Here is a 13223-nt window from a genome sequence, read left to right as displayed (position 1 = left end):
CGTTCGACGGAAAGCGCATCGAACAGCTCGACCGCAAAGGCATGGTGAACAACAAGTTCAACGCCTTCATCATGCAGAAACTCGAAGCGGCCGGCATTCCGACCCAATTCGACAAACTGCTGGGCGACAACGAGTGCCTGGTGAAGAAGCTGGACATGATCCCGGTCGAATGCGTCGTGCGTAACTACGCCGCGGGCAGCCTGGTCAAACGTCTGGGCGTCGAAGAGGGCATCAAGCTCAATCCGTACACCTTCGAACTGTTCCTGAAGGACGACGCCAAGGGGGATCCGTTCATCAACGAATCCCACGTTGTGGCATTCGGCTGGGGCACCGCCGAGCAACTGGTTCGCATGAAAGAACTGTCGCTCAAGGTCAACGAAGTCCTGAGCAAACTGTTCGACGACGCCGGTTTGCTGCTGGTCGACTTCAAGCTTGAATTCGGCGTATTCAGCGACGGCTCCATCGTCCTGGGCGACGAGTTCAGCCCGGACGGCTGCCGTCTGTGGGACAAGGACACCAAGAAGAAGATGGACAAAGACCGCTTCCGCCAGGGCCTCGGTGACGTTATCGAAGCCTACGAAGAAGTCGCCAATCGTCTGGGCGTACCGCTTTAATCGACGCAAGCATCTGATAGCACGGAGAAATTTTCGAAAGAGTGTTTGCTTTCGGTAAAAGTGTTGTTATGATGCGCGCCGTTGGAGAGATGCCAGAGTGGCCGAATGGGACGGATTCGAAATCCGTTGTACCTTCACCGGTACCTAGGGTTCGAATCCCTATCTCTCCGCCATACATAGAAAAACCCCGTAATTCAATGAGTTACGGGGTTTTTTCGTTTCTGGTTCTACTACTCGTTTCTACTACTCAAATCCGAAGAATTTTGGTTCGGGCTTGTGCTGTGTCCTTCCTTAGCTGGTTACAAAATGCCATCACTGGACTACGCTAGTGGTGCGAGCGCTCTTGCTCGGCGCATATGAAAGGGAAGGCACATGCCAAAACTTAGCTTTGTAGCTGCTGTAGTAGGATTGACCTTCTCATCACTAGCCTGTGCTGGGTGGATGACGACCACTAAAGACGATATTTTCTCTGGCGGGCAGACGGCCATGCTCATTGGGGAAATTGACGCATATCACGCACTAATCTTCGACTGCGACTCCGAAAATCTGACGCTCAGCTTAATTGAGCAGTCTAAATGGAAGGAGGGGATGGGTCGTGGTAACTGGAGGCTTTTGGTGAAGGTAGACCAAAGTCAAATCCGTGATTTTGCTGCGCAGAGCTCTCAGCGAAACGAGAAATACATTCAGGTCGCTACGTCCGATAGGGACAGCATCCTAGAACTGTTGAAAGAAATACGCGACGCTAACACGAACATACAAATTGGAATGCAGGTCAAAGAAGCTGATTTCAAATGGTCCGGCACTGCATCCCCATCAGGTTCTACGAGGGAAACTGATCGTTTTCTTCAGGCCTGCAAACTGAAATGACCCCCCCTTCAGCTTCGCCTAATCTACTCGGAAATATGTGTCGCGTGCCTGCTTGGCAAATATGAGCATGGGGCATCAATTTTTCAATTCCTTCAGCCTGATGGCTGCCAAGAAAGCCCTGCGTGCAGGGCTCACATGCGAAGCGGAAACATTACATCCTCTTTGGCATGCCGTGTTCCTCCATAAACTCAGAGAATTGCGTCCAGGTGAGATTGTATTTATTTACATGATTGCCAGATGGAAGCCATTCGATGTTGCCTTGGCTTATGAGAATAGTGCCGAGCTTGCCACCATCCTTTTTCACTTCAACTTCTACGTCCTGACGCTGCACCAGCATAGATTGAAGGTTGATCTTTACTTCATGAGCCATGGCGCCTTCCCTTGCAGTTTTGTGACGTTTCGATGGTAGCTAGCTTAGAAGAGGGCTGGGTATTCGCAAATATTGGCGCTAAGGCACCACGGTTAAGACCAGCTACAAATGCGAAACAATCCTATTCGGCAAATGTAGAAATATGAGAGCCTTGGGGTGGCTCACTGGCTATCCCTGACAGGGAGAGGGGCGAGGCGCTAGAACGCCTCAGAGTGGTTGAAACTGCCTAGAAAAGAGGGTTTCTGAGAGGGGAAGTGCTTCAGTCTTCATCTCTTTGCGGATCGTCATCACTTGTTCCAATGACGCTTCACTGTAGCTATGCCGATCTTCAGCTCAGTAGCTACTTGTGCCTGAGTTTTGTCTTGTGCTTTCAGGCGCTGAACATCTGCTGTGGTGTCTGTGGCCTCAGGACGGCCAAGCTTCTTGCCTTCTGCTTTGGCCCGCAGCAAACCTTGCTGTGTACGCTCGATCAGCAAGTCACGTTCAAACTCAGCTACAGCCCCCAGCACTTGCATGGTCATCTTGCCTGCTGCACTGGTCAGGTCTACACCACCAAGGGCTAAGCAGTGAACTCGGATACCGGTGGCGGCTAAATGCTCTACGGTTAGGCGCACATCCATTGCGTTACGCCCCAACCGGTCCAGCTTAGTAACGATTAGCACATCACCTGATTCCATACGCTCTAATAGCTTCTGGAAGCCTGCACGCTCCTTTGCAGCAACGCTACCCGACACCGTTTCTTCCACTACACGACTGGCCTGTACATCGAAGCCAGCCGCTTTCACTTCCTGCACTTGGTTTTCAGTGAACTGGTTGGAGGTGCTGACGCGGCAGTAGAGGAAGGTGCGTGACATGATGTTGGCTCCGGTATCGTTTAACGTGGTATCAGTGTACCAAGGTATCAACAATGCACAAAGCCTATTTTTATGATGCTTAATACCGTCTGTCTGGATGGTATCGTTTAACGGTCGTTTAATGATCCCCTAAATCTGCCGTAGCCGTGTGATAGCTTCGCTGAGATTTTTAGCGTTCCCGTCCAGAGTCTCCATAGCAGCCAGTGCATTTTCAGCAACGCTCCCCACGCCATTCTTAGAAAGCCACTTAGTGACCTCCTCGATTGCGGCAGCTATGGCGTGCTGGTTGTGGAGAAGGAGCGTCAGTGCGTCCGCTGTGGCGATGTTGGCGTTTGAATAATTTGGCATGGCTGTTCAACCTTTACGTTAGAGAAATCATCGTAGTCCACGTTTGAGACCTCTCATTGAAGGGAGGGCCGCAATTGAACGGGCCTTCTCTAGAAACCTTCGAGCATTTTTGACAAAGACGTGCCAAGCGTATCAGCAAGAACCTGGATCACGTCTAGGCTTGGGTGGCTCCGCCTGTTTCTATTCGGCTCATGTAGGTTCTGGCGAACCTACCGCTCTCTCTTAGAAATAAATCCAGTTACGCGGAACAGTCTCCATAATCTCAAGAAACGAGTACCCATCCAGTTCCTTTGCTTCCACTTCCGGATTATTATTAACCTCAACCATCACGCCGCAAAAATCGGAATTTAAACAACTCCTTTCAAGATTTTCGTGTGTGCCCTTGACGTTAACAAGCATCGTTCTGTGCCCCAATTTATTCAGCAGCATGAAGCGAAGCTGCTGCCAGTACGACATCGTTGATGTGTTTACCTTAACCTCGACGGCAACAAGACCCGTGTCATCTTTTGCTATATAGTCAAACCTGCCCGGATGCCCCGCAGGAAACGCAGCTAACCGCGCTCGATTGGCGTTCTTCATTGCCTCAGCTTCAGGAGTTGACATACCTGCATTTTTAATATCAGCACCACTGTAGGGGAGTTTTAGGTCCGTTGCTGCATACTTCTCCCACAGCTTCCTGATGTAACCGGAAATTAGTTGGTTATCCCGCATGAAGTTTCCTAACGGAAGTACATCTCCTTTATGATCCGAGGCAATCAACTCGGAGAACCGATTTGAACACTCGTAGGCAAAGTGCATCGCACTTCTTCTTTGCTCCACGCCGTCCTTGTATAAGACAGAAACTCCTTTCGGGAACGTTCTCTCAAGATTGTCTTGACTGAACAACCCAACTCCACTTCCACAGGGACACTTCTTGGCACTGCTGTCACGCATATCGCACTTCGAAGTATTCTTACAAACTGATGCAAGCAGTGCAATGTCGTCATCAGTGAGGTCAGCCCAAGATGGTGTCGTACCACTTATCCAAACATTGTCATTGGAGAATTGGAGAGCAGCCAAGTCGGCTCTCGATGAGCCGATCCAATATCCACTTACTGAAGGCATACTCTTCATTAGCTCAGAGGCAGCAGACTTTCCACCAACCCCGAAAGCAACTAATTCGAATCCTTTGCTCTGTAGATATCGGATTGCAATATCCTCACCAAACCCTCCCAACACTTCAGGTTTAAACTTGGCCATATTGATCCCTCATCATTACATTCGGTGTTGTATCAAGGTTTTGGCAAATTGAAGTTTCGCTCAATAATTAGCATAGCAGGCATCTGTGTTTGTAACGTTTTACAGCCCGTTGTGCAGCGGGCCATCCAGCACCGGCGATCACCGCGCCAGCTTTGCCGTAAACCCCTTAAACAAGCCGTAGGCTTCGCTAGGGGTGACTTCAGACTCAATCTGCATTGACCAGCGTCCGGACCTATCTAGGAACTGCCAGCGCTCTCTAAGTGGCGAGAACGAGCCAATAGAAGGCTTTGTGCTGCTGTCTAGGTTGTCTACCGAAACTTTTAGAAGGAACCAATAAAAATAGGTCATTGGTTACGGCCTTGCAGTAGTTTAATTCGAGACTCTAAGATTCTAATGTGTGATTCCATTTCGTTGTTCATCCTATCTTGCCTTTCAGCAGTATTATTGACTTTCTGTTCGGTGTAGTTAACCAGTGAATCCATTCTGTGACGGATCGCATCATCGCCACTACGATCAACCTTCGCCGTGAGCAATGTAAATGTCAGTAATGAAATACAGATCATACTGACAAGTGCGAACGCCACTAGGACAGCTATTGCAACGTTATTCAATCTTTAAACCTTCTTATTCTTTATCGTTTTAACTTATGATTTCGCCAAGTGTTATAATATTACATTATTGGCGGAGGAATGCATCGTGCTAAACAGTTGGCGTCAAAAAGTTAACAAATATGCGGGGTACAAGGAAGAAGGGGGGCATGAGCCTCCCTATTTCCAATTTTCTTACATCCCTGCTTAATCCTGTTTAGGGAATTTCTTCAAAAGAATTTGCATAGTATGATCAATGCTTTCAGTTGGCTTGCTAGCCGCCAACAAAATATCAATATAACTTTGTAGTTCTTCGGCAGACAGCTTCGACTTAGGAGCAGGTTCGGGTTCTGGTAGTTTCTCTTTCTTGTTGAAGTATTGTTTGCTTAAGAGCTTTTCTTCGTAGGTTTTGGGAAATAGAACTTTCTTAATTGGCATTTTGTTACTCCGATTTCTTTAGATGGGAAAGTGTTTCGTTGGCGTACGTTAAAGCGTACGTGTCGATAAAAGTGTTGAAGGCGGAAACATCGTCGTGTCCACCAATAGATTTGCCATTTATAATCAGACGCTGATTGACCCACAACAACGACATTGCGTCCAAGTCATAAAGTATCTTGTACACATCAATGTTTGAGATGGGACTATCAATCAGATATGACACCCTGCCGTTACGCAACGGCTGGGAAGTCACAACGCTAGGTATAAATGTACTCGCGATTCTATCGGCGCTGACGGGTCGGCCTGTGATTAGCCAGAAGTACATTAACTGGCTTTAAGGTTTTGGAATACTTCCTTAGCTTCAGCCAAAGCAGAGGCCATTTCCTTCTCTTCTTTTACTTGAAGGGCTTTGCTTTCTTTTGCTTTCTTTTGAGTAAAGAGCTGCTGAGCTAGGAGCTGAATGTTTCGTTCCTCTTCTGCTTCCAGCTCAAGTTCATATTGAGCCTTCACCTCCTGCTCAATTCGCTTCAACTCCTCGTCTAGATTTTCTTTCTCAAAGCACACGAGGAGATAGCCGTTTAGGATTTGAGGAGATCGGAACTGACTGAGTTTTCGTCCTTTCTGTGCCATTTCCATAATCTTTGGAATAGCTAGGGACACAGGTTCATGAATAGTTTCCAATGCTGCTGCTGAGCTTTTGAAACTAAAGATGGCGTTCTTCAATCGTTTATCAAATACTTCTTGATCGAACTGGAAGCTTTGGAGGCTGACATGCTTATTTACGTTTTCCATTTGTATTTCCTTCTGTGGTTTAGATGCCTTACGGCTTTGTTATGGGCAAAAGCTGCCCGTTATTTGCTCTTATGAGGGAGCAGATTCTATTAGTGGTGGGAATGCCTTTACATAGGCGGGAAGAACATCTTACGGCTACGCTATCGCTTGCCTACGTCAATTCGCTTCGCTCTTTGACTTACTAACATCTTATTTAAAAAAGGTTAACTAAAGCTGTCACCCTGTCACCTATTGACTGAACCTTATAGGCTGCGGGGCTTACAGTGATGACGGCTTATATGGGTAGGTGTCACCCTACCTGTCACCCTGTCACCAATCCCGTCACTCAAAAACCATTGCAGGGCATATGAGTCTCAAGTTCTTTCGGAGTGGATTCTACTGTCAGCCCACTTTCATAGCCGAAAGGGGTAATGTAGTACCGTTGTGCTTTTGTTCGGCGTTGTTTGCAACCCACAGCCAAAAGTACGTTTGCAACTGCCATGTCACTCAGGCCATGATCGAATTCGCTTAAGAAGGCGTCTTTGATAGCTTTGACAGTCAGTACCTTGTTCTTTTCAACCACTTCGCCCAGTAGATCTTCCAGCTTGTCGGCACTGCTAAACCCCATCAGTTCTTGCTTAGGGACGGTCATCGGTGGTGCATCAGTTGGGTGATAGCTACCAAGGTCCACCTGCTCAAGATAGTTTCTAACGAGTTGCATCCCACCTTCATACATCAGCCAAGGCTTGAGCTTTGTATTGATGAATTCTGAGGTCTCTTGTATCGTTTCTTTGTGACGAATGAATTCCGGTATCCAGAAACGGCGATCTCCTTTTTCCAAAACAAGAGGGAGATGGTCATTACTGGTGATGATGAAATTCAGATAGTTATCAATCGTCACTGTTGGCTTGTGCTTGCGGTGAAGGGGAATCGTAGCGTTACCCTGGAAGCTCTTGAGGGCGTCTGTGGTGCTTTTCTTGCTCTTGTAAACTTCATCAATCAAGGCGAGAGTCTTACCTGATATCACATCGTTAAAATCGCCTACGACGTCCTTAAGAGCGCATACACACACTGATGACCGGCCTAGCAGTCCTGACAGCAGGGTCTCCACTAGAAAGCCCTTACCAACCCCATGTTGGCTGCGTAGCACGGGTGTCGCAATGATTCGTTGTTCAGGCTTCCGAACCACATGGGAAAGCCACCATCCGAAGTACCGGCGTTCGATATCGTCCGGAAACCATCGTTCTAGAAACTCAATGAACAAAGATACCTGCTGTTTAGTGACCTTTTGACCTGTAGGTTGAATGTCAGGAGCCTTCCACAGATTAATCAGTCCCCCTTCAAGCACCGTGCCTGCATTAGGTTTAAAACCTTCACCATAAGCCCAAGGTAAGCACGCAAGTAGATAGGATGCATTGTGCTCAATACCGCCTTGTTGTGAATAGTAGTGAGAGATAATGCCTGCATCCCCTTGGTCAATGCCCGTCACCAAGTCACGGAACCTAGGGTAAGAGCTATCTGAAGGGATTCGTACAAATCGCGATTTTACCGCATCAATCGCATTATTATTGTTTTTCGGTGCTGCTGTAGTCATTGATATTTACCTCATCTGATGGGCTAGGACGTTTGGTTTTGAATAAAGAGTCGTGAAGAGACGAAATCAAAATGTTAAGTGTGTGATTGGGAGAGCCGTGGTCGTAATGTCGCATGATTTCTAAAAGCTCGTTTGAAGCTCTTTCATTGAGATGTGGTCGCATGAGTTATTTCTCCAATTTAGCGAATTCTTCACGAAGACTTTGGTGCAAAAAGTAGCGGCGACAAACGGCCTGCATCATCTTGGTAAAACTCGGATATTGCACTGCCTCACGTTCGAGCAATTCAATCAGATCAAGTGGTAGATTTATTTTAACTTGACGAGTTTCTGTATTCATCAGGCAGCTCCTTCTAGTAGTTGTTCGAGGGCTTGGTTAAATTGGTTTACTTTCTCAGGGGTCTTGAGCGCTTTCAAAGCAGCTTTGATGCTTAGGCGAACTTTCCTTCGTGCTGAATACAAGCTGACGCTGCAATTATTGCCGCAGTGACGGTGATTTTTATTGGTTGCTTCGAAGCAGGTGCCGCAGATTTCACAGTTCATATGTGTTCCTTACAGGTTATGTAGATTTGGTTTGTTCAGCATTTACTTCATCAGTGCGGTGGATCGGGTGCTGCTCGTTTGGATGGTTGCCCTCGGAAAGGCAGTCATCGATGTATTTAAATGCGATAGCGGGGCCAAGTCCTGGCATTGTTTTATGTCGCCAGTAGTGGAAATGGTTATGGCATTTCTGAGAGCAAAGAATCTTGGAACTTCGTGTGGTTAGCATTTCACTGCCACACCACTTACATTGTTTTATCAATTTCATGGGCGTTAAAAAGCCCTCCGTTTATGTTTTGGAATATTCAAGATTAAGGAATTTAAAGCAAAAACAAACCACAACTCAGACTAAATCTCTAGCGCGAATTGTGGTTTGAAACTTCAGAAGTTTTTTAATTGACAGCTATTGTAAAGAAGGAAAACAATAGCCGCCTACACTGACCTAGATGAGAGCAAACTCTTATTAAGCATCATCAGGTCGATGTATTCTTTTTACGAGGAATAAGCGAGGGGTTGAGCTGACTAACTATCAAAGAGAAAGAAGCAGATTTTTTTTTCATCTCTGCTTTCTTCCCTTTCTCATTTTATTATACTAAATAAAACTCGATTTTGTACAGATACAGTTAAACAAAGTTGAACTTATATTACCAGTACAGTTTGGTTTTAGTATCTAAGTTGTATTGCTGAAAGCTTGGATTTGGTAAAAGCTACCAGTTCATAAAGAATATCAAACTTAATGCTTAATTGCTTACCTAAGTGCGACAACTAGTTGCATATGTACGACAGCTTAATGTTGTATTTAGATTATTATGTGTGTGTTAGGTGTTGTAGAGACTTTATGTTATTAATCTATTGTTATAGATACTCTGCACTGAGTTCAGAAAATTGGTAGAACTTCCCCAAGGAGATAGGAGTACTCAAAAAAGCAGAGCCTTATCCCCAAGGTCTACACAACCTTCTGACCCAATGCTACAGGCTAGGCCTGCTCTGCACTTGAGACGAGAATGATCACAGCTTGTATGCTGTACCTAACGGAAGGTTAGGCGGTAGTCCGGCTCCCTGACTGACATAACAAGCTCAATCACCCGCAGCCTCACCGGAACCGACTTGCGTCGGCAACTTCATGCATGCACCGTCATGCTTTGTAACGGCGACTGTATACCACTTCTTGAGGACAAGTATTTAGCCAAACCACAAGAAGGCCCACTAACGAAAGAAAAACGAGCGAGGGCATCTATTCTACAGCATTAAACAAGTTGTGGAAATGAATTAGTTAAAATAAAGTTTCGGCGGAAGAAATAGCCTTCAAAACGACGGTAACCTCAAAACCAACCACGGACACGGGTTTAAGCTGGAAACGTCTCCAACCTTTAAAAACTCCCCCGAAATACCATGATTGCATACGTTTAAATGCACAGCCCCTTCCTCAATTCGTAACTATCTGCCCAGAATCAGTTTGCAAGGCGCTATGAAGGGGGTATCACGCCAAATCAAATTCGTATGATAAAAGCTCGATTACCTCGGTTTTTTGCTCAAGGCTTGGTCCTGCGGAATAAAGATCAAATGTGATCATGCCGGTCTCATGTCCAAATAATGCGGGCATGACAGTAGAGCTGGCTCCTGCACGGTGCACCTCAGTGATTGCGGTTTTACGAATTGAGTGCAGCACAAATGATTTATCAAATTTTGCAGCAGTCTTTAGACGTCCAAAGCGTTTTCCTACAGCATCAAGTCGATTGCCATATTTATTGGTTTCCCCAAGCGCTCGACCTTTTAGCAGGTATCCGTCTTCTGATGCATCTAGTAGAGACTGGACAAGCGGGGCAATGGCGGTATGAATCGGAACCTCACGGACACCGGCCTCTGTTTTGCTCTCTAAAATGGAGAAGGCAATCGGTACACCATCTTTGAGGGTGACGGTGTCGCGGTGGACTCGACCTATTTCTTCAAGGCGTGCCCCAGTGTAGGCGGCTAGGGCGATCAGGTCGGCCAGTGGCTTGTCTTCCTTCTCCAAGGCTGCAACATGCAATCGCTCCACGTCCTTGCGAGTGAATACAGCCCAACTGACTGACTCACCTTTGACCACGGGTAGGTCGTGTTTTTCAAATGGGGAGGGCTGGCCTTTGTACTGCTGACGCCAGTCTTCATCATATTTGATGGCCCATTTCCAGTACGTGTTACCTGCCCATATATGCTGCTTCTTGGTCTTAGAGGTGAGTGGCACGCCCTTAGCGTCAGTTAGCTGGTCTAGGTAGGCAGACACGAGGTCAAAGCTGATCGGTAGCCCTTTCTCACGTACGTAGGCGCTGAATAGCTCTACACGCCTTACCAAAGTGTCAATTGTCTTCGGGTCTTTACCGACCTTCTCTAAGAAGGCTCTGAGTTTCTGGATACGGGCAGGTGTGATTGGGGACTTGGGCCTGTAGCTTTTCGGATCGGCGGCAAGCTCCTGCATATCCGCACGCTCATCCGGCGAAAGGTCGTAATACTCGGCTGTGATCTCCATGTGCAGCTTTGCAAAGGCGTCTGAGATTTTCACCCCAAGCTCGGCCCCTTCACCCGGCGACATTTTGTGCTTCAAGCCTTCGAGGTATTCGTGATAGGTCTCAATGAATGCTGCAACCGGACCTTCCATGCCGCCTTCGTAAAGCTCCTTGAGAATCGGCGCAATGGACTCCGTGTACGCCAAAATATCTGCTGGTGGAGCATTATCCTTTGAGCGGGGAGCAAACAGCGTAGGAATCCATTTTTCCTTGCTTGCTTGATTCCGTCGGGTCAGCTCTTGGATTTCCTCTTTCCATTCATCCCGCTCTGATAGCTTCCTGTCTCTGGCAGCGTTGATGTCTGCTTTCCATCTGGCGAGCCAGGCTAGGCGGCGTTCCATGGCTTCAGAGCGTAGGCCTGTCTTCAGCGATTGGATTAGCACCCTGCGATTGTCAAAGGCCAACTGCACGTCTTTAGGAATGTCGAGACGTACATACCAAGTGGATTCGCCTTTCTTTTGGAAAATATGGTCTGCCATGAGTCGCCCTCGGATGAGAGCTGAATTCTACTACTATTTTCTACTACTATACGAGCATAAGGCCCAGTAATGCCTTGGTTTCTTGGGTTGAAGGGTGGTTTTCGAGAGTCCCTATCTCTCCGCCATTATTGAACAAGACGAAGCCCCCGTAATCATTGCTGATTACGGGGGCTTTTTCGTTTCTGTGAATTCATTTAGGGCATTTCTAGGGCATAAACCTTGCCCGACATGCCGCTCTAGTCCTGTCTAAACCCCAGCATTTTTGACACAACACCCGCCATGCTCTTGGTGTCTTAGGGTATCCACCTCCCATAATGTTTTCTCACCATCGTTGTGTCAGCGTGTCCAAGCTGCCTCGCCACCCATTCAACCGGAACGTAGCTAGACAACATCTGGCTGGCGAAAGTGTGGCGACATTGATTGGCGCCCCGGTGCCGGACTTCTGCCATTTTCAGATGTGCAGTAAACCAGTTGCTGAGGGTTTTGCCGCTCCATAACAAGCCGCTGGTGGAGCTACGGAAAAGAAATCTGACTTACATCCTTTTGGATGTGATGTTGTCGCGCTGAATTACGGTGATTTCCTCTGCTGGCGCGTCTTTAGCTGCAGCAACAATCTCTCGCATCAGCTGCAAAGCTGGATCGATTAGCTCGATCACTCTAACTCTAGAGCGTTCCTTCGGTACCTTGCCGTCGCTGCTCGCCACCAACAGGAGCGGCTTCAGCGTGATGTGTACAGTCACGTTGCAGCTCAATCCGAGCCGACTAACATGGCTGCGCCGCCGCCCGCCGCCCGCTGATCTTGCTCATGGGCAGACTCCAGACTTTCAGAAAGCACGAGCGCATCGCGAGCATTACCTGGCGCGCATGGCAGAAATGGAATTTCGCAAGGCGCAGGGAGAGCTGGTCGAGATCAGCTTTGTGCAAAAAGCCGCTTTTGAAACGGCACGTTCGCTCAATCATTCGTTGATGAGCCTGTCGCCGCAATTGGCACCACAGCTCGCTGCTCTGTCTGATCCATGGGAGGTGGAGCGGCAGCTGACCGCTGCATTGCGCCAGCGGCTCAATGAAATGGCCCAAGTCTCAAGTGACGATTTCGGCGTTGAATTGGAGGACTTTTGAGCAAAGCCATTGGCTTACGGTTTGTTATGGTTTGTGCAAAGGTCTGCTTCTAATGCTTGTCCATCTAAAAATGCTGTTTTGACTTTAGTGCTATGAAAAAATCAGTCATTCATGTGTTGAGTGACCTTTTTTGAAAGTGCGCAAGAAGTTGCGCACATGGTCATAGTATTTTGCCTTTAAAATCGCTACAGCCCATATGCCACGGGGCCTGTAGCCAAGTGCGCAAAAAGTTGCGCAGTACTGCGCAACTTTTTGCGCACTTTCCTCCCTTTATCTCGGTGAAAAACGAGCTGAGTGACGATCCATGCCGTTCTCGGTCCCGGCTCCCGGGAGCTTAATAAAACCTGGCACGCTCCTTGATAACAGTCAGCCACCCACCGGGCGATTTCGCCCCGGGCACCTTAAATTTATCCGCAAGGAGAGCACCCCATGGCAACACCAGCGTACATGTCGGTTACCGGCGAAAAACAAGGCCTGATCACTGCCGGCGCGTTCACCGCTGACTCCGTTGGCAACACCTACCAGGAAGGTCACGAAGACCAGGTCATGGTTCAGGCGTTCAGCCACGACGTAATCATCCCGCGTGATCCGCAATCCGGCCAACCAACCGGTCAGCGCGTTCACAAGCCAGTTGTGATCACCAAAGTCTACGACAAGGCTTCGCCACTGCTGCAAGCTGCTCTGACTTCGGGCGAGCGCATGAGCGAAATCGTTATCCAGTGGTTCCGTACTTCGGCTCAAGGTACTCAAGAGCACTACTACACCACCAAACTGGAAGACGCGATCATCGTCGCCATCAACAACAAAATGCACAACTGCCAGGATCCAGGCAACTCGCACTTCACCCACCTGGAAGAAGTGCA

At 47.9% G+C, this 13223-nt stretch carries 14 protein-coding genes, 1 tRNA gene and 1 pseudogene; 5 read left to right on the top strand and 11 right to left on the bottom strand.

All coding sequences use genetic code 11. The features are described from left to right. From purC to ACIQVE_RS28230, 3 genes are all read left to right on the top strand, one after another. Positions 1–614: phosphoribosylaminoimidazolesuccinocarboxamide synthase (gene purC / locus ACIQVE_RS28240; RefSeq protein WP_402815009.1), on the top strand; the 614-nt coding region annotated here is incomplete at its 5' end. 83 nt (positions 615–697) lie between these two features. Beyond that, positions 698–787, top strand: a tRNA-Ser gene (locus ACIQVE_RS28235). A 199-nt stretch (positions 788–986) separates the two neighbouring features. Then, positions 987–1481 (top strand): hypothetical protein, encoded by a 495-nt coding sequence (locus ACIQVE_RS28230; protein ID WP_402815006.1) that lies wholly within the window; start codon positions 987–989, stop codon positions 1479–1481. 151 nt (positions 1482–1632) lie between these two features. Here ACIQVE_RS28230 and ACIQVE_RS28225 read toward each other — a convergent pair whose 3' ends face one another. From ACIQVE_RS28225 to ACIQVE_RS28175, 11 genes and pseudogenes are all read right to left on the bottom strand, one after another. Next, positions 1633–1851: a hypothetical protein gene (locus ACIQVE_RS28225; protein ID WP_028621461.1), complete on the bottom strand. Its 219-nt coding sequence runs from the start codon at positions 1849–1851 to the stop codon at positions 1633–1635. Positions 1852–2138: 287 nt separating this feature from the next. Beyond that, positions 2139–2705 carry a recombinase family protein gene (locus ACIQVE_RS28220; protein WP_402815002.1) on the bottom strand — a complete coding sequence of 189 codons (567 nt, stop codon included), beginning with the start codon at positions 2703–2705 and terminating at the stop codon, positions 2139–2141. Positions 2706–2834: 129 nt separating this feature from the next. Beyond that, entirely contained in the window at positions 2835–3053 is a 219-nt protein-coding gene (locus ACIQVE_RS28215; protein ID WP_402814999.1) for a hypothetical protein, read from the bottom strand. 222 nt (positions 3054–3275) lie between these two features. After that, complete coding sequence (locus tag ACIQVE_RS28210) at positions 3276–4292, bottom strand: hypothetical protein (protein ID WP_402814997.1); 1017 nt, start codon at positions 4290–4292, stop codon at positions 3276–3278. Between the two features lie 794 nt (positions 4293–5086). After that, a complete protein-coding gene (locus tag ACIQVE_RS28205) occupies positions 5087–5317 on the bottom strand; it encodes a hypothetical protein (RefSeq protein ID WP_402814994.1) in 231 nt (76 codons plus the stop codon). A gap of 324 nt (positions 5318–5641) precedes the next feature. Beyond that, on the bottom strand, positions 5642–6109 hold the full coding sequence (locus tag ACIQVE_RS28200; RefSeq protein ID WP_402814991.1) for a hypothetical protein: 468 nt from the start codon (positions 6107–6109) through the stop codon (positions 5642–5644). A 325-nt stretch (positions 6110–6434) separates the two neighbouring features. Continuing rightward, positions 6435–7682 (bottom strand): primase-helicase family protein, encoded by a 1248-nt coding sequence (locus ACIQVE_RS28195; protein WP_402814989.1) that lies wholly within the window; start codon positions 7680–7682, stop codon positions 6435–6437. 166 nt (positions 7683–7848) lie between these two features. Next, the gene (locus ACIQVE_RS28190; RefSeq protein WP_402814987.1) at positions 7849–8019 is read right to left on the bottom strand and encodes a hypothetical protein; all 171 of its coding nucleotides are present in this window, start codon (positions 8017–8019) and stop codon (positions 7849–7851) included. Further along, complete coding sequence (locus ACIQVE_RS28185) at positions 8019–8222, bottom strand: hypothetical protein (RefSeq protein ID WP_402814984.1); 204 nt, start codon at positions 8220–8222, stop codon at positions 8019–8021. Before ACIQVE_RS28185 ends, ACIQVE_RS28190 begins: the two co-directional genes overlap by 1 nt. A 1477-nt stretch (positions 8223–9699) precedes the next feature. Then, entirely contained in the window at positions 9700–11241 is a 1542-nt protein-coding gene (locus ACIQVE_RS28180; protein WP_402814981.1) for a tyrosine-type recombinase/integrase, read from the bottom strand. 293 nt (positions 11242–11534) lie between these two features. Beyond that, positions 11535–11927, bottom strand: a pseudogene (locus ACIQVE_RS28175) (tyrosine-type recombinase/integrase); the annotation flags it as partial. Between the two features lie 55 nt (positions 11928–11982). Here ACIQVE_RS28175 and ACIQVE_RS28170 point away from each other — a divergent pair. Further along, positions 11983–12360, top strand: a complete 378-nt coding sequence (locus tag ACIQVE_RS28170; protein WP_402814979.1) for a hypothetical protein — start codon at positions 11983–11985, stop codon at positions 12358–12360. A 429-nt stretch (positions 12361–12789) separates the two neighbouring features. Further along, positions 12790–13223 (top strand): Hcp family type VI secretion system effector (locus ACIQVE_RS28165; protein ID WP_402814976.1); only part of this gene is annotated, 434 nt, incomplete at its 3' end.

Source organism: Pseudomonas sp. NPDC098747, from assembly GCF_044760045.1.
GTDB lineage: Bacteria > Pseudomonadota > Gammaproteobacteria > Pseudomonadales > Pseudomonadaceae > Aquipseudomonas.
Note: the sequence above shows the minus strand (reverse complement) of the source record. Positions and strands in the feature narration are given on the sequence as shown.

Bases quoted from the DNA above. Each gene is read 5' to 3' on its own strand.
- ACIQVE_RS28230 (WP_402815006.1), top strand. From the start codon at position 987: ATGCCAAAACTTAGCTTTGTAGCTGCTGTAGTAGGATTGACCTTCTCA.
- ACIQVE_RS28225 (WP_028621461.1), bottom strand. From the start codon at position 1,851: ATGGCTCATGAAGTAAAGATCAACCTTCAATCTATGCTGGTGCAGCGT.
- ACIQVE_RS28220 (WP_402815002.1), bottom strand. From the start codon at position 2,705: ATGTCACGCACCTTCCTCTACTGCCGCGTCAGCACCTCCAACCAGTTC.
- ACIQVE_RS28215 (WP_402814999.1), bottom strand. From the start codon at position 3,053: ATGCCAAATTATTCAAACGCCAACATCGCCACAGCGGACGCACTGACG.
- ACIQVE_RS28210 (WP_402814997.1), bottom strand. From the start codon at position 4,292: ATGGCCAAGTTTAAACCTGAAGTGTTGGGAGGGTTTGGTGAGGATATT.
- ACIQVE_RS28205 (WP_402814994.1), bottom strand. From the start codon at position 5,317: ATGCCAATTAAGAAAGTTCTATTTCCCAAAACCTACGAAGAAAAGCTC.
- ACIQVE_RS28200 (WP_402814991.1), bottom strand. From the start codon at position 6,109: ATGGAAAACGTAAATAAGCATGTCAGCCTCCAAAGCTTCCAGTTCGAT.
- ACIQVE_RS28195 (WP_402814989.1), bottom strand. From the start codon at position 7,682: ATGACTACAGCAGCACCGAAAAACAATAATAATGCGATTGATGCGGTA.
- ACIQVE_RS28190 (WP_402814987.1), bottom strand. From the start codon at position 8,019: ATGAATACAGAAACTCGTCAAGTTAAAATAAATCTACCACTTGATCTG.
- ACIQVE_RS28185 (WP_402814984.1), bottom strand. From the start codon at position 8,222: ATGAACTGTGAAATCTGCGGCACCTGCTTCGAAGCAACCAATAAAAAT.
- ACIQVE_RS28180 (WP_402814981.1), bottom strand. From the start codon at position 11,241: ATGGCAGACCATATTTTCCAAAAGAAAGGCGAATCCACTTGGTATGTA.